General features: G+C 41.2%; 21 protein-coding genes. 8 read left to right on the top strand and 13 right to left on the bottom strand.

Annotated elements, in window-relative coordinates:
• The 6 genes from atpA to LI126_RS13310 form a co-directional block, all read right to left on the bottom strand.
• Complete coding sequence (atpA, locus tag LI126_RS13335; protein WP_020436121.1) at window positions 1-1,509, bottom strand: F0F1 ATP synthase subunit alpha; 1,509 nt, start codon at window positions 1,507-1,509, stop codon at window positions 1-3.
• A 5-nt stretch (window positions 1,510-1,514) separates the two neighbouring features.
• Window positions 1,515-2,051, bottom strand: a complete 537-nt coding sequence (gene atpH, locus LI126_RS13330) for an ATP synthase F1 subunit delta (protein WP_055173085.1) — start codon at window positions 2,049-2,051, stop codon at window positions 1,515-1,517.
• A complete protein-coding gene (atpF, locus tag LI126_RS13325; RefSeq protein ID WP_055160493.1) occupies window positions 2,032-2,517 on the bottom strand; it encodes a F0F1 ATP synthase subunit B in 486 nt (161 codons plus the stop codon). Before atpF ends, atpH begins: the two co-directional genes overlap by 20 nt.
• Before the next feature lie 61 nt (window positions 2,518-2,578).
• Complete coding sequence (gene atpE, locus LI126_RS13320; protein ID WP_015527990.1) at window positions 2,579-2,803, bottom strand: ATP synthase F0 subunit C; 225 nt, start codon at window positions 2,801-2,803, stop codon at window positions 2,579-2,581.
• 42 nt (window positions 2,804-2,845) lie between these two features.
• A complete protein-coding gene (locus tag LI126_RS13315) occupies window positions 2,846-3,505 on the bottom strand; it encodes a F0F1 ATP synthase subunit A (RefSeq protein ID WP_055173144.1) in 660 nt (219 codons plus the stop codon).
• An 888-nt stretch (window positions 3,506-4,393) separates the two neighbouring features.
• Entirely contained in the window at window positions 4,394-4,984 is a 591-nt protein-coding gene (locus tag LI126_RS13310) for a Maf family protein (protein ID WP_227165558.1), read from the bottom strand.
• Window positions 4,985-5,193: 209 nt separating this feature from the next.
• On the opposite strand from LI126_RS13310, the gene LI126_RS13305 reads away from it, so the two are divergent.
• On the top strand, window positions 5,194-7,299 hold the full coding sequence (locus LI126_RS13305; RefSeq protein WP_055148584.1) for a M28 family peptidase: 2,106 nt from the start codon (window positions 5,194-5,196) through the stop codon (window positions 7,297-7,299).
• Window positions 7,296-7,931, top strand: a complete 636-nt coding sequence (locus tag LI126_RS13300; RefSeq protein ID WP_227165557.1) for a GNAT family N-acetyltransferase — start codon at window positions 7,296-7,298, stop codon at window positions 7,929-7,931. The genes LI126_RS13305 and LI126_RS13300 overlap by 4 nt, the downstream gene beginning before the upstream one ends.
• Here LI126_RS13300 and LI126_RS13295 read toward each other — a convergent pair.
• Complete coding sequence (locus LI126_RS13295; protein ID WP_227165556.1) at window positions 7,918-9,054, bottom strand: glycerate kinase family protein; 1,137 nt, start codon at window positions 9,052-9,054, stop codon at window positions 7,918-7,920. The genes LI126_RS13300 and LI126_RS13295 overlap by 14 nt on opposite strands.
• A 312-nt stretch (window positions 9,055-9,366) precedes the next feature.
• On the opposite strand from LI126_RS13295, the gene LI126_RS13290 reads away from it, so the two are divergent.
• Complete coding sequence (locus tag LI126_RS13290; protein WP_227165555.1) at window positions 9,367-10,449, top strand: CdaR family transcriptional regulator; 1,083 nt, start codon at window positions 9,367-9,369, stop codon at window positions 10,447-10,449.
• Window positions 10,450-10,539: 90 nt separating this feature from the next.
• On the opposite strand, the gene LI126_RS13285 is transcribed toward LI126_RS13290, so the two are convergent.
• A complete protein-coding gene (locus LI126_RS13285) occupies window positions 10,540-10,959 on the bottom strand; it encodes a hypothetical protein (RefSeq protein ID WP_227165554.1) in 420 nt (139 codons plus the stop codon).
• Window positions 10,960-11,258: 299 nt separating this feature from the next.
• Between LI126_RS13285 and LI126_RS13280 the strand changes: the two genes are divergently transcribed.
• Together LI126_RS13280 and LI126_RS13275 are read left to right on the top strand one after the other, a co-directional pair.
• Window positions 11,259-12,311 (top strand): D-alanine--D-alanine ligase family protein, encoded by a 1,053-nt coding sequence (locus LI126_RS13280; protein ID WP_227165553.1) that lies wholly within the window; start codon window positions 11,259-11,261, stop codon window positions 12,309-12,311.
• On the top strand, window positions 12,311-13,696 hold the full coding sequence (locus LI126_RS13275; RefSeq protein ID WP_055160529.1) for a UDP-N-acetylmuramoyl-tripeptide--D-alanyl-D-alanine ligase: 1,386 nt from the start codon (window positions 12,311-12,313) through the stop codon (window positions 13,694-13,696). Before LI126_RS13280 ends, LI126_RS13275 begins: the two co-directional genes overlap by 1 nt.
• Window positions 13,697-13,822: 126 nt before the next feature.
• Here LI126_RS13275 and LI126_RS13270 read toward each other — a convergent pair whose 3' ends face one another.
• Window positions 13,823-14,842, bottom strand: a complete 1,020-nt coding sequence (locus LI126_RS13270) for an NUDIX domain-containing protein (RefSeq protein WP_081019592.1) — start codon at window positions 14,840-14,842, stop codon at window positions 13,823-13,825.
• A 367-nt stretch (window positions 14,843-15,209) separates the two neighbouring features.
• Here LI126_RS13270 and LI126_RS13265 point away from each other — a divergent pair, with 367 nt between their 5' ends.
• The 3 genes from LI126_RS13265 (at window position 15,210) to trhA (ending at window position 18,682) form a co-directional block, all read left to right on the top strand.
• On the top strand, window positions 15,210-16,712 hold the full coding sequence (locus tag LI126_RS13265) for a DUF975 family protein (protein WP_055148569.1): 1,503 nt from the start codon (window positions 15,210-15,212) through the stop codon (window positions 16,710-16,712).
• Between the two features lie 129 nt (window positions 16,713-16,841).
• On the top strand, window positions 16,842-17,771 hold the full coding sequence (gene arcC / locus LI126_RS13260) for a carbamate kinase (protein ID WP_227165552.1): 930 nt from the start codon (window positions 16,842-16,844) through the stop codon (window positions 17,769-17,771).
• 251 nt (window positions 17,772-18,022) lie between these two features.
• Window positions 18,023-18,682: a PAQR family membrane homeostasis protein TrhA gene (trhA, locus tag LI126_RS13255; RefSeq protein ID WP_015528016.1), complete on the top strand. Its 660-nt coding sequence runs from the start codon at window positions 18,023-18,025 to the stop codon at window positions 18,680-18,682.
• Between the two features lie 146 nt (window positions 18,683-18,828).
• Here trhA and LI126_RS13250 read toward each other — a convergent pair whose 3' ends face one another.
• From LI126_RS13250 to LI126_RS13235, 4 genes are all read right to left on the bottom strand, one after another.
• A complete protein-coding gene (locus LI126_RS13250; protein WP_227165551.1) occupies window positions 18,829-20,604 on the bottom strand; it encodes an ABC transporter ATP-binding protein in 1,776 nt (591 codons plus the stop codon).
• On the bottom strand, window positions 20,597-22,357 hold the full coding sequence (locus LI126_RS13245; RefSeq protein WP_227165550.1) for an ABC transporter ATP-binding protein: 1,761 nt from the start codon (window positions 22,355-22,357) through the stop codon (window positions 20,597-20,599). The genes LI126_RS13250 and LI126_RS13245 overlap by 8 nt, the downstream gene beginning before the upstream one ends.
• A gap of 79 nt (window positions 22,358-22,436) precedes the next feature.
• Entirely contained in the window at window positions 22,437-23,045 is a 609-nt protein-coding gene (locus tag LI126_RS13240; RefSeq protein ID WP_015528021.1) for a type IV toxin-antitoxin system AbiEi family antitoxin domain-containing protein, read from the bottom strand.
• Window positions 23,046-23,193: 148 nt separating this feature from the next.
• The gene (locus LI126_RS13235; protein WP_015528022.1) at window positions 23,194-23,541 is read right to left on the bottom strand and encodes a hydrogenase maturation nickel metallochaperone HypA; all 348 of its coding nucleotides are present in this window, start codon (window positions 23,539-23,541) and stop codon (window positions 23,194-23,196) included.
• Between the last annotated feature and the right edge of the window lie 15 nt (window positions 23,542-23,556).

Here is a 23,556-nt window from a genome sequence, read left to right as displayed (position 1 = left end):
TTAACACCTGCTCTTCTTGAATTCCTTCGCTGTCTCTACGATCTTGTCAATCAGTTCCTCTGTCAGGACTTTCTTCTCTTCGATTTCCTGACCGATTTCCGGATGCTCTGTCTCGAACATCTGAAGCATATCATACTGGAACTGTTTGATTTTTGTCTTCTCAACACCTAAGAGTACTTTATGTGTTGCTGCACACAGTGTAATTACTTTCTCATGCAAGGAAAGTGGATGATACAGTGGCTGTTTCAGAAGTTCCATCAGACCACTTCCATATTCCAGTTCTTCCTTCGTAGCTGCATCAAGATCTGAACTGAACTGTGTGAAGACTTCCATCTCACGATACTGCGCCAGATCGATACGAATACTTCCTGATGCTTTCTTCATTGCTTTTGTCTGAGCTGCACCACCAACACGGGATACGGAAAGTCCAACGTTGACCGCCGGTCTCATTCCTGATGCGAAAAGTCCACTCTCCAGGAAGATCTGTCCATCTGTAATGGAAATAACATTTGTCGGAATATATGCTGATACATCTCCTGCCTGTGTTTCAATGATCGGAAGTGCTGTGATAGAACCTCCGCCCATCTCATCACTCAAACGGCTGGATCTCTCCAGAAGTCTTGAATGCAGGTAGAATACGTCTCCAGGATATGCCTCACGTCCCGGAGAACGTCCAAGCAGAAGAGAAAGTGCACGGTATGCAACCGCATGCTTGGAAAGATCATCATAAATGATCAGTGCATCTTTTCCCTTGTGCATAAAGTACTCTGCCATAGCAGTTCCTGCATATGGTGCAATATACTGAAGCGGAGCACAGTCACTTGCTGTGGAAGATACGATGATCGTATAATCCATTGCTCCGTGTGTCTGTAATGTGTTAACAACTTTGGCTACTGTAGATGCTTTCTGTCCGATTGCAACATAAACACAGATCACATCTTTGCCTTTCTGATTCAGGATCGTATCCAGTGCAATGGATGTCTTTCCTGTCTGACGGTCTCCGATGATCAGCTCACGCTGTCCACGGCCGATTGGGAACATTGCATCAATGGAAAGGATACCTGTCTCAAGCGGAACGCTTACTGACTTACGATCAACAATTCCAGGTGCCTCATTCTCGATTGGGCGATAGTCATCAGATTTGATCTCACCTTTTCCGTCAATCGCCTCACCAAGGGCGTTGACAACTCTTCCTACATAAGCGTCTCCAACCGGAACGCCTGCTTTCTTTCCTGTACGGGCTACCTTTGTGCCTTCACGGATTCCTGTGTCGCTTCCAAGAAGGATACATCCGATTTCATTCTTACGAATATCCTGTACCATTCCCTTAAGGCCGTTTTCAAAAGTAACGATTTCCCCGTACATGGCGTGATCAATCCCGTAGATTGTGGCGATACCATCGCCGACAGTAACAACAGTACCTACTTCACTGTCCTTACTCATTGTATCAAAATTCTCTATTTCTTCTTTCAGGATAGAAATAATTTCATCTGAATTGATTGAACTCACCTTGTTCACCTCCAGGTCAATCTTTGTTCTAATCTGTTCAGGCGTCCTTTCATACTCCAGTCATACTCATCACTGCCAACCCGGAGAATAAATCCTCCGAGCAGTGCTTTGTCCTGACGGACTTCGATTTTAGCACTCTTTGCGCCATATTTCTTACAAAGGAACGCCTCCATTCCTTTTTTCTGTTCCTCCGTCGGAGGCTGAATACATGTCAGAACTGCGTTCAGAACCTGATTCTGTTCATCACAGTATCTGTCATATGCTGTGAAGATATCTTCGATCAGATCCATTCTCTGATATCTGCACGCTACTTTAAGGAAATTTTTTATCTCCTTTGGAAATACTCTATCTACCACATTCATTTTTTTCTGAAGTTCAATGGTAGGATTCGCGAAAATCTCGTGAAGCTGCGGTACTTCCTCAAAAATCTCACGTGTTTTCTGTACAGCTTCTTTTGGGACACCTACTTCATACAGGACACGTGCATATCTGATTGCTGCCATTGGGCAGTAAATCTGACTCTTACTTGTCTGTGTTTTCATCTGTCCCACCTACTTCTCCCAAAAACTGGTCATAAATGTTCTGCTCTTTGTCTCCCACGATCTTCTCAGCGGATGCCATAGCCAGTCCTGCAATCTGAGTCTGAAGATCTTTCATTGTCTTCTCACGCTCAATACGTACATTCTCTTTTGCAGCTTCCAGAAGATCTCCGGCCTTGCTTCCTGCTTCACTTACGATGCGGTCATACTCTGTCTTAGCCTCTGAGCGTGCCTTCTCAACAATCGCTGCTGATTCAAGCTTTGCTCCCTTTAAAGCATCTTCATATTCCTGTTTCATCTTCTGCGCATCACTCTGTGCATCCTGTGCACCCTGAAGACCATCTGCGATCATCTGTCTGCGCTTCTCCATGATATCACTCACCGGTTTGATTAGAAAATGTCTCAACAGGAGGAAGAGAACAATAAGGTTGATAATGGTATAGACAAGGTTCATATTTAACTGAAGCACCTTTTACACCTGCCTTTCCTGTTATCTGCTTCCATCATTTTCATAAGATTCTTTTCGTTTCTTATTTCAGGAAGAAGATGATCAGGATACCAATGATGAAACCGTAGATAGCTGTTGCCTCTGCAAGAGCACATCCAAGGATAAGGTTCTTACTGATCTTGCTTTCAGCCTCTGGCTGTCTTGCGATAGCTTCTACTGCTTTACCTGTTGCATGTCCGATACCGATACCTGCTCCGATACCTGTGAATACTGCGATAGCTGCTCCAATAGCAATAAGTGTTGACATAATTTTAATCTCCTTTTCTTTTCAATAGAATGTGTTAAGTTCTTACTCCATCTCTTCATTCATAAACAGAGATGTCAGGAATACAAATACGTATGCCTGAAGTAGGCCGTCGAAAATATCAAAGTAAAAACTGATTGGAATCGGAATGATCAGTGGAACGATTGCTTTCAAAAGTTCCATGACTACGAATCCTGCCAGCATGTTACCAAAGAGTCGCATACAAAGCGACAACGGCCGGATGACGATTTCCAAAATCATGATCGGTGCTACAATTGGAATCGGCTGTGCAAAATGCTTTGCCCAATGTCCAAATCCATTCTTGCGGATACCTGAAAATTCAATGAGACACATACTCATGATTGCCAGGGCTGCCGTCACGTTCAGATCTTTCGTCGGAGGCTTAAAGCCAAACAATGGTGCAATTGTGTTTGAACAGGCGAGATATAACAGAACCGTAATCAGATACGGTACATAGCCCTTGTTCTCTTTCCCAAGTACTCCGACAAAGAAGTCCTCAGCAGCGCCGATACCGGCTTCGAGAGCCAACTGCACTTTTCCGGGATTCTCAACCTTTAAGTTTCTTACCAGAATAATGGATGCTATCACAAGCACTGCCATGATGATCCAGGTAACTACTACAGATTCATTGATCCCGCCAAGAACCGGAAGTGTGAACACTGTCTCACAATTCAGTTCTTCCATAAGATTGTCTGCCAGATTTCCCGTATTGCTCCCTCCCTTTCTACCTAATGTATATTGCTGTATTTTGTCACTTTTCGTATACAGCATGGCAAATGTTACTGCTTATAATCGCATTAAAACGTCATGTTCTCCGAAAAGTTGACTAAATATTACTCCCATGTTTTCTCTTTGTCAACGTTCCACTTCAACAAGTTAAATTCATAAAAAAAACACTTTTTTTATTTCAATTTGCTCTTTTTTTATTCTACGTTTTGTCTATTTTTTATTACTTTTTTAACCGTTTTTCGCTCTCATTTTTGAATCCGCTCTTTTTTTATGCGCATTTTCCACAATAAAATTGTTTTTATTTCTGTACATTTGTACGATTCAAAAAAAAATTCATAGACACTTTGTCTTAATTTGTATATTAATGATAATTTTTCTCCTGCTTTTCGTATCCTTTTCAGAATAATAACAAAAACAGATGTTACATTTTTGTTACGATTTTGTTTTCTCAAAAGAAAAGCACCCATTTTTAAGCCATAGCATAGGTGTGATAAATAAAATTTTATTTTTCAACATATACTTGTTTTAGCTACGATTATGTGATATAGTGATTGTAGCTAAGGAATGATATCAGTATGATATGTCAACACAAAATAAAACCCCACGAGCTAGCACCTCGTGGGGTTTTTTCTCTTTTATTTTTCAATGGTTGAGCATCCATTTAGGCTAATTGTCGCTGTCGTCACCGTCTAGCCATTTGCAAACATAATAGCCAATTATACTTGCTGCGACGGAAACAAGGAATGATATCAGTATCGACACGCCAACACCCCCTTTCTGTTGCCAGATTAGGAGCGACAACGTATGTATTATATCATATAGTTACGATTGTAACAATATATGTCAATATTTTTTCAAGCACTGATACACATATGACACCGGCAGTCCAACCACATTATAGTAGTCCCCTTCGATTCCATCTATATGCGCCGCAAAGCTTCCCTGGATTCCATAAGCTCCCGCCTTATCCATCGGATCTCCGGTTGCGATATACGCACGGATTTCTTCTTCGCTCATCTCATGCACATGAACCTTTGTCTCTACCGCATTGTTAATGATTTCTTTCTCGCCTGCATTATTATAGGAAAGAATTGCAACACCTGTATAGACTTCATGTGCTCTTCCCTGAAGGCTTAGAAGAATCTCATATGCATGATCTTCATTCTTTGGCTTGCCAAGGATTTCTTCGTCACGTACAACGATTGTATCTGCTCCGATCACAATTGTATTTTTCAATTCTACTCCCTCTGCCTGAAGATCAGATGCAACATTTTCTGCTTTCATCAATGCAAGTTCTTCTACAATCTTCTGTGGTTTTGTACTTGTATAGACTTCCTCTTTATTACTTACCTTTACCTCAAATTCTAAACCGATTTGCGCAAGCAGCTCTCGTCTGCGCGGAGATGCTGATGCAAGAATGATTTTCTGATTCATTATCATTATCCTTTCCTATTATAAAATGGTTGTAACTGTCATTTCTTTCCTATAATAGCATAAAAAGAGTGGACAGCAAAACTAATTTCTGCTGTCCACTCTCTTCATATTTGGAGAGTTCTACTCTTGTCACACTTACCACACAGTGCTAAAATAAGCGCAGAAACTCAAACACATACAACAGGCTCAGACTTTCAGAGGTGATATAAATGGAATCAAAGACAGAAAACAGAATCAACGAATGCATTTCACATCTAGACATTACTTACTCTTATCAGCTGGCAAAGCAGATGGAGACTCACAAAACCAATCCGGTACTCGGTTTCCGAACTGCCGGTTCTGATGCGGAACATAAGACAGGGGATTTTTTATATGAAGAAATGAAACGCATCGGACTTCAGAATGTGACGAAGGATGAATTTTGGCTGGATTCCTGGACCTTTGAACGTGCTGTGCTCCGTTTCCAGGATCAACATGGAGAACTGCATACTTGTCAGATGGGTGCTTATCAGACGAATTTTGAGACAAATGGATTCGAGACTTATGATCTTGTCTATGTCGGCCGTGGAACCGCATCGGACTATGAAGGGCTCAATGTCCGTGGAAAGCTCGTTCTTGCTGATATCAACCAGCGTGATGAATGGTGGATCAACTACCCTGTCTATCAGGCATATTTGAAAGGTGCTATCGGACTGATTGCTGTCCAGACACAGGGTTATGCTGAGATTGATCCGCGGGCACTCAACGCTCAGGATATCGCCGGACCGGAATATGCCCCTGCATTCTCTCTTTCGAGACAGGATGCTTCTTATTTAAAAGAACTTCTCTGTCCCGAAGATCCTGCAGTATCTCATCCGTCCTCTGTCGCAGTTGAACTCAACGCCTCTTCCTGGGTTGAACGTAACCGCCCGGCTTATAACATTACCGGATATCTTCCGGGAACTGCCGCTTCTGAAGGGGACGACCGGATGATTCTGCTTTCCGCACACTACGATTCCTATTTTGACGGATTTCAGGATGACAATTGTGCGGTCTCTATGACATTTGGAATCATAAAGGCTCTGATTGACAGTGGCTATCAACCGCGCTATACAATCGCAGTATGTGCCCTTGCTGCCGAAGAGTGGGGTGTCTGTGATTCTAAATTCGACTGGTCAACCGGAGCCTGGAACCAGGTATTCCGTGTTCACCCGGAATGGCAGGGCCGCGTGATCGCTGATCTCAACTTTGAACTTCCGGCTCACGCCCATAACACACAGGATGCAATCCGCTCTACTTATGAGTCTGCTGATTTTCTGAAACATTTTTGTGAAAATATAACTGTTCCGAAGGAGGCTTACCCTGATGGACTGACAGTACTTGCACCAATCGAGACATGGTCGGATGATTTTTCCATCGCCATCTCCGGTATTCCATCTACCGTAAATGATTTCAGCGCAGGACCGTTTATGGAAACGCATTACCACTCCCAATATGACAATGAAGAATTCTATCAGGAAGCAGTTTACCGTTTCCACCATGAGCTCTATACAAGGCTTTTAGTTACACTGGATCAGCTGACACTTCCGCCACTTGACTTTTCCAGACATTTTCTGGCAATGAAAAGTTCCGTCGCCGACTGTCTTGCAGCACAGTCCAATGCCCCGACAGAAGTATTGGAAGAAATTCCGGCGCTTCTGGAAAGTATTTCAAAGGTATGTGAATCTGCCGATTTATTATATGAAAAGATTCAGGAAATCAACAACCATACTGTTTCCGCTGACTTCCCAATGGTGTCCGGACTTTCTTCTAAACTGCTGCACATTTTCCGGAAGATGCAGGACTACTTCGTCCGCCTCGACTGGCAGGACGCAGTCTGCTTCCCTCATGCTGCTGCCAGTCAGAACCTCTGTCACCTGGAGCAGGCAGTCCATGCACTGGAAAGCCAGAACATCACTGCCGCACTGGAGGCACTCTATGAAGTTGATAATAACTGCTACGCATTTTTATTTGATGAAGAAGTCTATTATCACTTTACGGAATATATTTTACATCAGCCAAAAGACCGTCTGATGTGGGGCGCCGGACGCATTCTTCACCATGAGAATCTCTATGGCCTTGTCCAGCGTCTGAAAGAACTGGATCAGATGGCAATCCCAGGTTCTCTTGATGTTGAGATCAGAAGACTTGAAGCCGCTATCCGCCGCCAGCAGGCCTACTTAAAAGATGATTTACATTATATAAAACAATCTGTTGATAAAATCCAGGCTTTGATAAACGATTGCCTTGAAACATCATCACATTATAATAAAGAAAAGAATGGAGAAAACCAATGAATAGCGATAAGCTCTACAAAGTACAGGAACAGGATCTTGACCGCCTTAAAGAAATACTGACCGTCTGCTTTCAGAACGACCCGCTCTACAACACTCTGATCGAAGATGAAGCAACAAAAGAACGTCTGCTGCCACATCTTCTTGAGTGCGACGTAACTGAATTATTTGAAACCTGTGAAGTCTTTGCTGACAGCCCTGAGTTGAAGGGAGTCCTAATCCTTTCTGACGAATCCGATCACCGTCATGCATTTTATAATTATTTTGTCAGCCTGAAAGAAAGCCTCATCACAGACGGCTGGCTGCTCCACGAGGATCCGACTATGAAGACATTTTTCAACTTTGTCCTCGGAAAAGATTACCTCAACTCCGCTTGGACTGCCCAGCTTCATGAAACCCGAAGACTTCATGTCATCTACCTCGCCGTTGATCCGAAATTTCAACATCACGGTCTCGCAGAAATGATGATGAATGAAGTCATTGCCTGCGCCGATCGCAATGATATGATGATCTCTCTTGAGACACATAATCCGAAAAACGTACCATTTTATGAACATCTTGGATTCAAGATATTCGGAATCGTGGAGAAACCTCATTTTCAGTTAAAACAATATTGTATGATCAAAGAATTGTAAATGTTCTGTACACTTGTTCCGCAGTATCTGCCAGGTTTCTCTTAGCATTTTCATTCTTCATTGCCTCTTCCAGCGTAACCACACCACGCAGGATAGGGAAAAATGCATCAATGCCATGTTCATTACATTTTCTGGCATCTCTTTCGACTGCGCCTGCAAATGCAAGTACCGGCTTGCCGTATTTCTTTGCAAGTGCAGCCACTCCAACCGGAGCTTTTCCCATCGCTGTCTGACCATCCATCCGGCCTTCCCCCGTGATGACAAGGTCTGCATCCTTTATATACTCTTCTAACTGTGTCTCTTCCAGCACGATTTTAATTCCTGATTCCAACACAGCATCTGTAAATGTGAGAAATGCGAATCCAAGGCCTCCTGCTGCTCCTGTTCCTTCCTGCTTTGCATCTGCCTTTGGGAATTTTTCTTTCGCCAATGCTGCATAATATCCTAGCCACTGATCCATCTGACAGATCATCTCCGGTGTTGCACCTTTTTGAGGACCAAATACTGCACTGCATCCCTGTTCTCCGCAAAGAGCATTTGTTACATCACATGCAATCTTAAACTTACACTCTTTTAATTCCGGAAGCACATAAGTATCTGTGATTTCCTCCAAAACCTTCAAACCCTTTGCACCAAATGGAACCTGATTTCCGTCTTTGTCAAGGAAACCGTAACCTAATGCCTGAAGCATCCCGACTCCCCCGTCATTTGTCGCACTTCCGCCGATTCCGACGAGAAAACGTCTGCATCCCTTGTCAATCGCATCACGAATTACTTCTCCCACGCCATATGTTGTTGTATTCAGCGGATTTCTCTCTTCATCAGAAACCAATGTAATTCCTGCTGCCCCCGCCATCTCGATCACAGCTGTTTTTGTGCTTTCAATGATACCATACTCACAGATTACTGGTTCGCCGAGTGGTCCTGTCACCTGTACTTTCTGTAATGTTCCGTTCATTCCGGATACAAGAGCCTCTACTGTACCTTCCCCTCCGTCAGCTAACGGTCTTACAATCACTTCTGCATCCACATCCACTCTTTGGATTCCCTCTGCCGCTGCCTGTCCTGCTTCCATAGAAGTCATACTTCCTTTAAAAGAATCAATTGCTGTTACTATTTTCATAATAAACTCCTTTCCATGTCTGTTCTGTGTTTTATTAATATTAGGATACCAAATTTCTTGTTTCTCAAATATGTTACATGTAACATTATTTTAAATTTATTCTATTATTATTTGTTATATATACCATTTTATAGTAAAATGGTAACTGTTCAGAGCCAAGCAAAATTTCATAAAACAGATGTAAAATGCTTGCATTTTTAAGACTGTTTTTGAAATTTTATTTGGCGGATACGCCACACCGACGAAATGCGTAGCATTTTGGAGGTTGGCTCTGAACAGTTATGTCAAAAGAAAGGATATAATAAAAAATCTATGATAACTAAAATCGACCGCGAACTCGCAGAACAAATCGTAAATACAATCAAAGATGTCTGTGATCATGACATCAACTTTATTGCTCCATCTGGTATCATTCTCGCCAGCACAGACTCATCCCGTGTCGGAACCTTTCACGAGATTGGACAACAGGTCGCTGCTTCCGGTTCTGTACTGGAAGTAACAGAAGACAACAATTTTTCTGGCACAAAACAGGGAATCAATCTTCCGCTTTATCATAATGAACATCTGCTGGCCGTCATCGGAATCACCGGTATACCTGATAAAGTCCGCAGTTATGCTTATCTCGCAGAACGCATCACCAATCTTCTGATCCGGGAGCAGGAACTAAATCAGTACAGCCGCAGACAGGCCGATAAAAAACATTTTGTCATTCAGTCTTTGATCAGAAATGAAACCGACAATCAGGAATACCTCACCTCCTGTCTACATGAATTTAAGATTGATCTCAACACAAAGAAAAGAATTGTTCTTATTCGCACAAATAAGCAAAATCCAATTACAAACCGCTCTATTTTAGAACAGAAAATTCAACAAATGTTTGCACAGGCACATGTCTGTCTTCACACATTTAATTATCCGGGGGATTTTATTGCTTTGATCGAAGAAACTGATTTTGAAAAACAGAATTATATTTTTAAACTATTTGCAAAAGAACATTTCGATATTTTAGATATTGCAGTTGGAAAACCGACATCACTCTTCCAGCTCCATACCTCCTATCAATCTGCTGAAACTGCTTTGCACAGCCTTATACTTTCATCTGAACACTATGTTATTTTTGATAATTTGACACTTGAACTGATTCTTTCTACGATCACACCGGAAAATCAGAAAGAATTTTTAGCCAAGACAATCGCCACGCTCAATGAACAAGAACTGCACCTGCTGGAAGTTTATTTTTCTGAAGAAATGTCCCTTGCCGCCACAAGCGAACGACTCTTTCTCCATAAAAATACATTGCAGTATAAATTGAATGCGATTCAAAAGAAATGTTCACTGAATCCGAGGAAATTTCAGGATGCGGTGCTGCTTTATCTGGCTGGGAAGATTAAATAACCGTACAACTTGATTTTAGCAGGGGTAAAAATATACCCCTGCGCAATCTTGCGCTTTCATCTCGGTAATTGAATTGTCGAGGATTCCCGCTTATTGTCCTAAAATAATGGTTTTTGTTTTCGGATAGGGGAAATAGCATATATCAGGGACATTTTGAGTAGTTAAAGGAGAGTCTATTTTTAGAGGATTCTCTCCATTGGAGTATTCTGCATTATATTCTTTTAGTGACAAAAAATTATTATCTGTTGGTTGTGCAGAGTATGTTTTGTTATAACTTGGAATTGATAGGTAATCTTGAAAATTTGTTTTTAGAGGATTTTCTCCATTGGAGTATTCTGTATTATATTCTTTTAGTGACAAAAAATTATTATCCGTTGGGTGTGCAGAGTATGTTTCGTTATAACTTGGAATTGATAGGTAATCTTGAGAGTCTGTTTCGTGTACATATATTGTCATGGCAGATGATAAAAGTAATAAAAATGCGGAAAATAAACATATAACCTTTTTCATATAATTTCCCCTTTCAATAAAAAATTTGATTTGATTTTTTATGATTTCCAGTGGAATTACCTCTCTTTTAACAATAAAATATTGATTTGCACAATTAAAAACTGTTTATATATATAATAATAGTAGTATTTTCTGTGAATTGTCAATGGGATTTAATACATTGAATCTATCAAAAATAATATCGCAAGGGGAGAAAGAATCCCTCCATTAAATCTTTATTCCTCCTGTTTTACTTTCTGCCAACATGTGCTATAATCGTAAAAGTATAGTTGGATTAAATTTTTAAGGAGTATAAAATTATGAAAATCATTGTATTAGCAGGAGGCTTAAGCACAGAACGTGACGTATCACTTTCTTCTGCTGCCGGAATCTGTCGTACATTAGTTGAAAAAGGGCATGATGCATTCCTTCTGGATGTATTCATGGGATTAGAGAATGCGCCGGAGAATCTGGAGGATGTCTTTACTCTTCCGGATCACGGGCTTGAGATTGTGAAGAATATCAGCACGGAGGAACCGGATCTTGAAGCTGTTAAGGCTTCCCGTCCGGATCAGTCAGACTGCTTCTTCGGCCCGAATGTAATTGAACTTTGCCGTCTGGCTGACATTACTTTCCTCGGTCTTCACGGTGGAGAAGGAGAGAACGGAAAGCTTCAGGCATCTTTCGATCTGCTTGGTATTAAATATACAGGACCTGACTCTCTTGGATGTGCGGTTGCAATGCACAAAGGTGTTGCAAAGCAGATTTTCCTTGAGTCTGGCGTAGACACTCCGGGAGGTGGAACGATTTATAAGAACTCTGAAGATCAGTCTTACCAGTCACTTGGTCTGACACTTCCTGTTGTTGTTAAACCTTGCTCCGGTGGTTCCAGTATCGGAGTATATATTGTAAATACAGATGAAGAATATGCAGAGGCTCTGAAGAAATCTTTCCATTACGAAGATGAACTTGTTGTTGAGCCATACATCAAAGGACGTGAGTTTGCATGCGGTATCATTGACGGAACAGCACTTCCGCCAATCGAGATCATCCCGAAGACAGGATTCTTTGATTATGCGAATAAATATCAGGATGGAGCCACTTCTGAGGTATGCCCGGCTGATATTCCGGAAGAAGTTGCAGAACGCATGAAGGAACTCACTGTAAAAGCATTTAATGCTCTGAAGCTCAATGTTTACAGCCGTGCAGACTTCCTGCTTGACGCAGAGGGTAATCTGTTCTGCCTGGAGATGAATACCCTTCCTGGAATGACTTCCGCAAGCCTTCTTCCGAAGGAAGCCAAGGTTTATGGAATCGAATACGGCGATCTTTGCGAACTGATCATTAAGAAGTCCATGGAGGCAAGATATTAATGAAACATATGACACTATCTGAAATCGCAGATGCCTGCTGCGGAATTTATTGCGGTGATCCTGCATTCTTAGACTGTGAGGTCTCAAGTGTTGCGATCGACAGCCGTAAAGTAGTAAAAGATACTCTTTTCGTTGCGATCAAAGGTGCCCGTGTTGACGGACACAGTTTTATCCCGCAGGTCATGGAAGCAGGTGCACTCTGTTCCCTCTCTGAGCAGGATCTTGGTGACGTTGATTATCCTTATATCCGCGTTTCATCCTGCACAGAAGCATTAAAGGACTTAGCTGAACATTACCGCCGTTCCCTTGATATCAAAGTTGTAGGTATCACTGGAAGTGTTGGAAAGACAAGCACAAAAGAAATGATCGCATCTGTACTTTCCGAGAAATATAATGTACTGAAAACAGAAGGAAACTTCAACAATGAGATTGGACTTCCTCTGACCGTATTCAATATCCGTGAGGAACATGAGGTTGCAGTTCTTGAGATGGGAATCAGCCACTTTGGAGATATGAAACCACTGGCTAAGATTGCCCGCCCGGATGTGTGCGTGATCACTAATATCGGATATGCACATCTTGAGAATCTTGGAACAAGAGACGGAATCCTAAAGGAAAAGAGTTCCATGACAGACTACATGAATCCGAAAGGTTCTGTTATCTTCAACGGGGATGATGATAAGCTAAAAAGCTACACTTCCCGTGATGGAAGAACTCCGGTTTATTTCGGTCTTACAGCTTCCTGTCCGTTCCATGTGGAAAATATTGAGCGTAAAGGATTAAAAGGAACATACGCAGAATTTGTTACACCGACATCACGTTTCCATGCACATATTTCAATTCCGGGAGATCATATGATCTATAACGCTTTAGCCGGAGTTGCTGTCGGATATGCGCTTGGCATGGATAATGATGAGATTGCTCGCGGAATTGAAAAGCTCGTTCCGATTGCAGGACGTAACAACCTGATTGAAGCAAAACATTACACGATCATTGATGACTGCTACAATGCCAATCCGGCATCTATGAAGTCCTCTCTTGACGTACTTGCATATGCAGACACAAGAAAGGTCGCTATCCTTGGCGATATGGGCGAACTTGGTGCCGATGAGCTTGCGATGCACCGCGAAGTCGGAGCATATGCAGCATTTAAAAACACTGATGTTTTGGTCTGCATCGGAGCACTTTCTAAAGATATGGCAGAAGCTGCAAAGGAAACTGTTCTTGCAACAGAGAAGAACATGAAAGTTTTCCATTTTGACACAAAAGAAGACTTTTACCAGAACATGGGACAGATTCTCAATGAAAATGATACGATTCTGGTCAAAGCTTCCCACTTTATGGAATTCCCTGAGATTGTGAAGAAACTGTCAGAAGAAGCATAAGCTGAAACCACACTGAAAATATAAGTCAGTCTTAAAAAAGAGTTGAAACTTCTGCTTGGATCATTCTAGCTGATTCAGGCAAATGGTTTCAACTCTTTTTCAGATTCTATTATCTTATTCTACTTTTCACTCTATCCCGAGTGCTTTTCCTACCATCTGGAACTCTCCTTCATAAATGCAGTTCGGCAGGGTACCATCCACAATACCCTTCCTGCATTCTTCGAAATCCATCCAGATTACTTCTTCCACTTCAGATTCCTGTAATTTCAAGTTTTTAATGTCCACTGGTTCTCTATAAAGATATACGGTACTGCGTTCATTGTCACGGAATGGTTTTCCATGAAATTCAGCTTCAAACTGTCCTCTGTGTGTTCCGATAAACTGAAGCTGATCTTCTCTTGCATGAATTCCAAGTTCTTCTTTCATCTCACGCAGTGCACTTTCCATCAGTTCATCCCCGGCACTGACATGCCCTGCGGAAGAAATGTCATACGCTCCCGGGTTCGAATCTTTACATTCACTTCGTTTCTGAAGGAGTACATCATAACCACTCTCCTGATTCGGACGTACAATCCAGATGTGTACCGTTGAATGCAATGTTCCATCTCTATGTGCAACACCGCGTTCTTTCACCTGTCCGGTTTTATTTCCATCTTCATCAATCACATCAAAAAGTTCCATCGACTTTCCGTTGAGTGCCACATACTCAAGCACATCAGATTTATTATACACAAGCTTTAAAGAAAAAAATTCCTCTTCTTCGTCCATCAGACGGAAGAAAATCTTGTCTCCCTCCCATAGATTCAGGTCTTTTATCTTTTCTTTCTCCACCCATTCAAGAATCCCCTCGTCACATTCGATCGGATCACCTGTAAATCCGTCTGCTGTATACAGTGACATATATTCCACTACATCTTCTCCATATACAAATGTCACGATTCCTCTGTATTTCCAGGAAGTCAATGTATAACCGGTCTCCTCCTTCACTTCACGCAGAAGGCATTCCTCCGGACTCTCTGCATATTCAAAATGTCCGCCAACGCCGATCCATTTATCTTTATTCACATCATTTTTCTTCACTACTCTGTGAAGCATCAAATATTTTCCATCTTTTTCAATATAACATAATGTGCTTTGTCTGTTCATCGTACCCCTCTTTTCTTTTCACTATCTCTATGTCTAATGCAGGTACACAATCACTTAACCTGCAGATTTTATCCGCTTGAACCCAACAACTATGAGAAACACGCTCTGCGAGTTTCTCAAGTTATCGCGGCAGTCGCCAAGGTCTCGTGCAAGCACGGACTTTGGCTCGTTGCTCGCGTAAATTATAGTATGTTACTGTTCACACGGTGTGCGACCAGTAACTACAGTATAACATATTTCTTTATGAGCTGAACCTTAACTTGTAAACTGTACGCAACTAAATTATAATGATGTTATCTATGGAAACGATGCGTTGCTGATTGCACGCATGTGAACCGCAGCAGCAATTCAATGGGGGATATTATTTATGTGGTCAAGAAAAGAGCTCAAGAAAAAGGCGCGTATTTTAATAAAATCAAACTATTGGCAAAGTATATCTGTCTGCTTTCTGATTGCAATGCTCACAGCTTCGTATCCAATTTCCCGCTCTTTATTTTTAAATTATTTTCCTGATAAGATTCAGACAAAGACAGCGCTTATTTTACCTGTTTTTATTTCTGCTGAAAGCTTCAGCAGTGCATTTCTCGATTTTATTCCTGATAATTTCATAGCCGCTGCCTTTTTACATACGGTTCAAAATTACCTGAAGCGTCCGGACTTTATCGTCACTTCGTTTCTTACACTTGGGGTCATTCTTTCTCTTTTATATAAGTTTTTTATCAGCAATCTTTTGATTGTCGGTGAGAAACGTTTTTTTGTTGAATCTTATAACTATGAAGATACGAATATTTCTAAAATATTCTTTTTATATAAGTTGCGTTACCTGGCAAATCCTTCCTGGGTGATGTTCTGCTACACGCTTTTTCAGAAACTTTGGGATTTAACAATTATCGGTGGAATTATTAAGCATTATGAATATAGCATGATTCCATATATCCTCGCAGAGAATCCAAAAATCAGTCAAAAGAATGCCTTTTTTCTCTCTAAACAGCTTACAAGGGGAAATAAATGGAAGCTCTTTTTGTTAGATTGTTCTTTCCTCGGCTGGGAGCTTTTATCTCTCTTTACACTTGGAATTCTGGACATCCTTTATGTCCGCCCGTACAAAATGAACTGTAAAGCATCCTTATATCTGTTTTTACGAAGAAACTATGTGCTTTCAAGAGCTCCTAAATATGAGCAGCTCAATGATTCTTATCTTGAGCATGTTCCTTCTGAAGATGAACTTCTGATCAGTAAAGCACTTTATGACGATTCTGAAGGTCCTTACACAAAGATCTCTTATTTTGCACCGCATCAGTATCCGGTATTTCTTTTTTCCGTGCAACCACCTATTGCCGCAGTAAAATCACCGGTCAATCCGGCGCAGAATTATGACTTTCTGTCCTGTGTATTTTTATTCCATGCCTTTTCTATTTTCGGATGGCTTTTGGAAATCATTTCTGAACTGCTCAGTTGCGGCACACTGGAAAATGTAACCCTTCGTACGCTTCCATGGCTCCCGTTGTACGGAATCTGTGGTCTGCTTATACTGTTGCTGTTAAAGAAATATATCAAAAAACCGGCTACTATGTTTATTATCAACTTTATTGTGTATACAGTTCTTGATTATCTCATCCAGCTGTTTCTTGATCTTGGTTTTGGAATTGAGCTTCCGAAATATCATTCTTATCTTGCTTTCATGAATGGGGAAGCATATCTTGGTGATGGGGCAGTATTTGCACTTCTTGGCTGTGCATTTTTCTATTACTTTGCTCCGCGCTGGAACAGTCTCTTCATGAAATTAAAGAAATGGATGAGAATTTCAATTTGTATTCTTTTGACAGCAATTTTTGTATTTGACCTTCTATCAGGCATAATCCAATATTGATTTTACTGCTAAATAATAGTAAAATCTTAATTATCAGTAAGGTTGGTTTTACTGTTGTGATTTTTTCTAATACAGTATGAACCTGTTCCCCCTGACAAACTATTACAGCTTAGAAGAAAGGGAAATATTATGAAAAAAAGAGTCGTTGTTGCACTGGGACACCGTGCACTTGGAACTACACTTCCAGAACAGAAAGTAGCCGTTAAAAGCACTGCCAAATGTATCGCTGATCTGATCGAAGCAGGCTATCAGGTTGCTATCACACACAGTAATGCTCCGCAGGTTGGTATGATCCACACTGCATTGAATGAATTTGCAAAGAACCATCCGGAATATACAGCATCCCCAATGTCTGTATGTACTGCCATGAGCCAGGGATATATCGGATATGACCTTCAGAACGGAATCCGTGAAGAGCTTCTCAACCGCGGTATCTACCGTACAGTCAGCACAGTCCTCACTCAGGTGATCGTAGATCCTTATGATGATGCTTTCTACACACCAACAAAGGTTCTCGGCCGTTATATGAACGCTGAGGAAGCGAATGAAGAACGTAAGAAAGGCAACTTCGTAGTGGAAGAACCAGGTAAAGGTTTCCGCCGTGCTGTCTCTGCTCCGAATCCGGTCAAGATTGTTGAACTCGACGCAGTGAAAGCTCTTCTTGATGCAGATCAGATTGTTATCGCAGCAGGTGGCGGCGGTATTCCGGTACTTGAGCAGGATAATCATTTACGTGGCGCAAGTGCTGTTATCGAGAAAGACCTCGCAGCCGGAAAGCTTGCAGAAGGAATTAATGCTGATCTTCTCATCATTCTTACAAATGTTGAGAAAGTATGTATCAACCTTGGCAAACCGAATGAGGAACCTCTGGATACAATTACTGTTAATCAGGCAAAAACTTACATGGAAGAGGGACATTTTGGAATTTACAACATGCTTCCAAAATTCCGTGCAGCAGTTGAATTCGTAGAAGGACACGAAGGCCGCAAAGCTTACATTACTTCCTTTGATAAAGTCTCTGATGCTCTGAATGGTAAGACCGGAACAGTAATCGAATAGATTGACAGATTGAACTTATTAGAAACATAACCTGGAACAGGCTGTGATTTCACATTTTAATTTTGTGAAATCACGGCCTGTTTTTTACTTTCCATCACAGATTTCTTTCATCCTGTTTTTTGTGGAATAAGATACTTTTAATTTCAAAATATCTCTTGCTTTTTCATAAATATGTGCTATAGTATATATATCTCTTGAATGTAGTATTAAAAACTACATGTTATTATATAGATGTATCGGAGGTAGATTTTATGGAAAAAAGACTTTATATCAAAGAACCTGGAAGCGCAATTACACATTTTATTGGAATGATCATGGCAATTATCGCTGCAATACCACTTCTATACAGAGCAGCTCGTGAACCGAGCAAACTTTATATTGTATCGCTTACAATTTACGCAGCCAGCCTTATCTTGCTTTATGCGGCAAGTACAACATATCATACATTTGATATTTCAGAAAAAGTAAACACTGTTCTGAAAAAGATCGATCACATGATGATCTCCGTTCTGATTGCCGGAAGCTACACACCTGTCTGCCTGTTAGTAATCGGCGGACGCAAAGGTATCACACTGCTATGTATTGTATGGGCATTCGCGATTGTCGGCATCCTTATCAAAGCCTTCTGGGTATTCTGTCCGAAATGGGTATCTTCCGTTTTATACATTGGCATGGGATGGACTTGCGTGCTTGCATTTTCTACAATCCTTGATAATCTGTCAGCTGCTGCTTTCGGATGGCTTTTAGCCGGTGGTATCATCTATACAGTTGGCGGTGTCATCTACGCACTGAAGCTCCCGATTTTCAACAGCAAGCATAAGAATTTCGGAAGCCATGAAATCTTTCATCTGTTCGTAATGGGCGGAAGCATCTGTCACTTTATAGTAATGTATACATTCCTTCTACCATAAATATAATTTATTGAAACGAAAAGAAGAAGGCTATCAACTACGATTTATACTGTTATCGTAGTTGATAGCCTTCCTTTTTCATTTCGTTACTATTTACATTTCATGCGACCTGCAACGTATCTCACTATCTCGCATCATACCTTATCCTACATTGAAAACTGGCTCTCATACAGATGATGATAGAAACCTTCCTTCTTCATCAGTACTTCATGATTCCCCTGTTCAATGATTTTTCCATCTTTCATTACGAGAATCACATCAGCCTCACGGATGGTTGACAGACGGTGTGCAACAATGAAAGTTGTTCTTCCTTCCATCAGTTTTGCAAATGCCTGCTGAATCTTGATCTCCGTTCTTGTATCGATGGATGATGTTGCTTCATCCAGAATCAACATCGGTGGTCTGCATAACATAACTCTTGCAATACAAAGCAGCTGCTTCTGTCCCTGTGAAAGCCCGCCACCATCTTCTGTGATCCATGTATCATATCCTTTTGGCAGACGACGGATATAATTATGGATATGAGAAGCTTTCGCTGCCTCGACAATCTCTTCTTCCGTTGCATCCGGTCTTCCCATAGCAATATTTTCACGGATTGTACCCGTTTTTAACCAGGTCTCCTGAAGCACCATTCCGTACCCTGCACGCAGACTTTTTCTTGTCATTTCGCGAATATCTATATCTTCTACTTTAATACTTCCTGCATTCACATCATAGAAACGCATCAGCAGATTGATCAAGGTTGTCTTTCCACATCCGGTCGGTCCGACAATCGCAATACGCTGTCCTGGCTTTACTTCCAGATTAAAATCTTCAATCAGATGCTGACCTGGCAGATAAGAGAATGAAACATCCTCTACTTTCACATTTCCATCAATATCCGTCAGATGAACTGCATGTTCCGGTTCCGGTATCTGCGGTTCTTCATCAATCAATGTAAATACTCTCTGCGCACATGCAATCGCATTCTGAAATTCTGTCACAACTCCGGAAATCTCATTAAATGGCTTTGTGTACTGATTTGCATAGCTCAAGAAACTGGACAATTGTCCTACGCTCATTGCACTGCGTACAACTGCAAATGCTCCGGTAATTCCAACTCCTGTGTAAACCAGACTGTTGACAAATCTTGTCGCCGGGTTCGTGATGGATGAGAAAAATGTTGCCCGCAAGGATGCCTCCTGCAATCTTTTATTCACTTCGTCGAAACGCTCTGTTACATCTTCTCCGCGCCCAAATGCCTGAACCACTTTCTGGTTTCCGATCATTTCATCAATCAATCCTGTCTGCTCTCCACGTATTTCAGATTGCAGGCGGAACATACGAAATGTTCTCTTTGCAATAAAATTTGCTACAAAGAATGATACCGGTGTGATAAGAACCACAACAAATGTAATCGATACATTTACGGATAACATAAAACAAAATGTTCCGATAATCGTTGCAATACCGGTAAAAAGCTGTGTAAATCCCATCAGTAGTCCATCTGAAAACTGGTCAACATCCGCAATTACACGGCTTACAACTTCACCATACGGATGTCCATCAATATATTTCAACGGTAGCTGCTCTATTTTATCAAATGCTTCATTTCTGATATCCTGAACCATCTGATAGGTCATCTTGTTATTACACACATTCATCAGCCACTGTGCCAATGCCGTGATCAGTGTGCACACACCAATCTGAATCATCACCTGAATTACTCCCGGAAAATTCACTTTGCCTTTTCCGATCACATAATCAACTGCATGTCCTGTCAGCTTTGGAATATATAATGTAAGCGCAACGGACACAGTCGCAAGCAGAATTGAAAATACGAGAAAAATTCTGTATCTTCCAAGTCGGCAGATTACTTCTTTCAATGTTGCCGCCTGACTTTTCTGTTTTTTCTCACTATTTGTCTTTCTTTTATCAGCCATTGATTACCGCCTCCTTTGGAAATTGTGAATAATAGATTTCCTGATAGATTGGACAATCCTTCAACAGTTCTTCATGTGTTCCGATTCCTGCCATTGCTCCATCATCCAACACAATGATCTGGTCTGCATGCTGAATAGATGCTGCTCTCTGAGATACGATAAATACGGTCGGCTGGTTTTTCATCTCTTTGATCGACTTGCGAAGTGCCGCATCTGTAGCAAAATCCAACGCTGATGCACTGTCATCAAGAATCAGGATCTCCGGTTTCCGAACCAGTGCACGCGCAATCGTCATTCTCTGTTTCTGACCTCCGGAAAGGTTTCTTCCCCCCTGTTCAATCTGAAATTCTAATCCACCTTGTTTCGTATCAACAAATTCTCTTGCCTGAGAAATGTCCAATGCTTCATACATTTCCTGCTCTGTTGCATCTTCCTTTCCCCAGCGGAGATTGTCCGCAATACTCCCTTTGAAAAGCACTGCTTTCTGAAGAACAACACCGATATGTTCTCTTAGGTTCTCTGTCTGATATTCTTTGATATCACGTCCATTGATCTTCACTGTACCGTCTGTTGCATCATAAAATCTCGGAATCAGATTCACAAGAGACGATTTTCCTGAACCTGTTCCCCCGATGATTCCTATCGTCTGTCCTTTCTTGGCACAGAAATTTATATCAGATAAGGATGTATCTGAAGTTCCTTTATAGGTCAAAGATACGTGAGAGAATTCTACGACCGGAATTTTATTTTTCAAATCCCAATCTGTTTCGGAAAAATTGCTCTTCCATCTTACATCTCCCTCATTCATATCTGGTTTCACAGCAAGCACACTCTCCACACGGTTCATACATGCTGCTGCCTTCGTCACGGAAATGATCAAGTTCGCTAACTTCACAAGTTCAACAAGAATCTGTGACATATAATTAATAAGTGCCACAACCTGTCCCTGGGTCAGATCTCCGATATCAACACGGACTGCACCGACATAGATCAATGCTATGATTGCTCCGTTTACAATAATATATGTCAGCGGATTCATCATTCCGGAAATGCGTCCCACATATTTCTGTGCATCTGTAAGAATTTGATTCGCATTTTCAAACCGCTTCGTCTCATCCTCTTCTTTATTGAATGCACGAATAACTCTTGCTCCTGTCAGATTTTCCCTCGTTGCAAGAAGTACCTGATCAAGATCTGCCTGCACTTTCTTATACATCGGCATCGTCACAAGCATGATTCCAAACACAATAAGTGAAAGAAGCGGAATCGTCACAACAAATACAAGTGCTGCTTTCACATCTACTGTAAATGCCATGATCATTGCACCAAATACAATGAACGGCGAACGCAGGAACAATCGTAAAACAAGATTCACACCTGACTGGATCTGATTGATATCACTTGTCATTCGTGTGATCAATGTAGATGTTCCTAATTGGTCCATTTCCGTAAATGTAAATTTCTGGATATGTTCAAATAATCCATGTCTTATTCCCGTTCCGACTCCTGTTGCTGCCTTTGCTGCAAAATACTGTGCTGTAATGGAACAGACAAGTCCGATGATTCCTAGCGCGATCAGTACAAAACACATTTTCACAATATATGGCTTATCCTGATTTGCAATTCCCACGTCAATAATTGCCGCCATTACCAACGGAACAAACAGCTCAAAAGATGCTTCCAGCATCTTAAACAACGGAGCAAGTATGGATTCTTTTTTATAATCTTTCAGATATGCAAGTAATGTCTTCATAATGTGCTCTTTCCTTTCTCTTATTTTAATTAAAGAGAGCCTGTCAAAATGACAGACTCTCTTATATCATTATTATAGACTATCTATCCAATCCGATTCTCTCTACCTGTCTTCCGATACGCATTGCTTTTGCATATGCCATGAGACGTTCTTCATTCTTCTTATCGTACTTTCTGTAGTTCTCAATAACAAGTTCAAAGATATCTTTATCAATGTCTTCACGGAAACGGATGCAGTCGCACACGCTTCTGTCAATTCCATATACATTGTAAGAACCGTACTTTGTATCAAACACATGCTTTTCATCCTCAAAAGCCTGCTCTGAGAAGTAATGTCTGCTGACTTCAAAATTCATCTTCATCTTGTGACGGTCACTTCTTCTTGTTGCAATTGAAAGAATCTCCGGCTCTTTATCGATCAGACCCATGTAATAGCATGCACTGTCTGCGCAGATTACCGCTTTTCTATTTACTCGTGCCACTTCCACTGCCTTATAATCTTCCGGTTTGGAAAACTCCGGACTAATGATCCAATAATGTCCATGTGCTACCTTCTCAAGCTTTCCTTCTGCTGTCAACAGACCGATCTGACGATTTGTAAGTCCTTCCTTCATCAAATCTTCCGTATCAATGTATCCTTTGTATTTGTCTGCAATGTATTTCACTTTATCATAGATAATCTGACGCATAATTCTTTTCCTCGCTTAACTCGTGTATTACTAGAAACTGTAAGAAATGTTTACGGGCTGCTGCGATCAGCAACACCTGTGATTCTTTTAAGTCTCTCGTATTGTATCATCTATCAAAGCGGTTGACAATAGGTAAGACGCTGATTTTTCAGTCCGATACTTCTATCTCTTTTATTAAAAATTCATTCCCACGAAGCAGATAGGTATTTTCACTTCCACAGTACGGACAGATTTTCCCGTGTTCTACCGTTGGATATTCTTTCTGGCATTCTTCACAAAATGTTACTGCTTCTATCTGCTCGATTTTCAGTTCGGCTTCTTCCATAAGCGGTTCTTTCTTCTTCGCCCAATTCCAGCAATCCGTCAGATAATCATGTAGTATTCCTGACACTTCCCCAATCTCCAGTGTCACGGCAGAAACCTTCTCCACATGATTTTCCTCCGCAACCTTCTTTACATCTTTTACAACATAAAAGACAACACCTAATTCGTGCATTTTCCTTCCCTCTCA

It is taken from the genome of Mediterraneibacter sp. 210702-DFI.5.30 (assembly GCF_020560115.1).
Taxonomy (GTDB): Bacteria; Bacillota; Clostridia; order Lachnospirales; family Lachnospiraceae; genus Mediterraneibacter; species Mediterraneibacter faecis.
The sequence above is the reverse complement of the archived record's forward strand: the minus strand, read 5'-3'. Positions and strand labels throughout refer to the sequence as shown.

Coding starts and splice junctions, on each gene's coding strand:
- LI126_RS13250 (WP_227165551.1), bottom strand. CDS start 20,604: ATGGCTGATAAAAGAAAGACAAATAGTGAGAAAAAACAGAAAAGTCAG.
- LI126_RS13285 (WP_227165554.1), bottom strand. CDS start 10,959: ATGAAAAAGGTTATATGTTTATTTTCCGCATTTTTATTACTTTTATCA.
- LI126_RS13240 (WP_015528021.1), bottom strand. CDS start 23,045: ATGCGTCAGATTATCTATGATAAAGTGAAATACATTGCAGACAAATAC.
- arcC (WP_227165552.1), top strand. CDS start 16,842: ATGAAAAAAAGAGTCGTTGTTGCACTGGGACACCGTGCACTTGGAACT.
- trhA (WP_015528016.1), top strand. CDS start 18,023: ATGGAAAAAAGACTTTATATCAAAGAACCTGGAAGCGCAATTACACAT.
- atpE (WP_015527990.1), bottom strand. CDS start 2,803: ATGTCAACACTTATTGCTATTGGAGCAGCTATCGCAGTATTCACAGGT.
- LI126_RS13265 (WP_055148569.1), top strand. CDS start 15,210: ATGTGGTCAAGAAAAGAGCTCAAGAAAAAGGCGCGTATTTTAATAAAA.
- LI126_RS13300 (WP_227165557.1), top strand. CDS start 7,296: ATGAATAGCGATAAGCTCTACAAAGTACAGGAACAGGATCTTGACCGC.
- LI126_RS13245 (WP_227165550.1), bottom strand. CDS start 22,357: ATGAAGACATTACTTGCATATCTGAAAGATTATAAAAAAGAATCCATA.
- LI126_RS13315 (WP_055173144.1), bottom strand. CDS start 3,505: ATGGAAGAACTGAATTGTGAGACAGTGTTCACACTTCCGGTTCTTGGC.
- LI126_RS13280 (WP_227165553.1), top strand. CDS start 11,259: ATGAAAATCATTGTATTAGCAGGAGGCTTAAGCACAGAACGTGACGTA.
- LI126_RS13305 (WP_055148584.1), top strand. CDS start 5,194: ATGGAATCAAAGACAGAAAACAGAATCAACGAATGCATTTCACATCTA.
- atpH (WP_055173085.1), bottom strand. CDS start 2,051: ATGAAAACACAGACAAGTAAGAGTCAGATTTACTGCCCAATGGCAGCA.
- LI126_RS13290 (WP_227165555.1), top strand. CDS start 9,367: ATGATAACTAAAATCGACCGCGAACTCGCAGAACAAATCGTAAATACA.
- LI126_RS13295 (WP_227165556.1), bottom strand. CDS start 9,054: ATGAAAATAGTAACAGCAATTGATTCTTTTAAAGGAAGTATGACTTCT.
- LI126_RS13270 (WP_081019592.1), bottom strand. CDS start 14,842: ATGAACAGACAAAGCACATTATGTTATATTGAAAAAGATGGAAAATAT.
- LI126_RS13275 (WP_055160529.1), top strand. CDS start 12,311: ATGAAACATATGACACTATCTGAAATCGCAGATGCCTGCTGCGGAATT.
- LI126_RS13310 (WP_227165558.1), bottom strand. CDS start 4,984: ATGAATCAGAAAATCATTCTTGCATCAGCATCTCCGCGCAGACGAGAG.
- LI126_RS13235 (WP_015528022.1), bottom strand. CDS start 23,541: ATGCACGAATTAGGTGTTGTCTTTTATGTTGTAAAAGATGTAAAGAAG.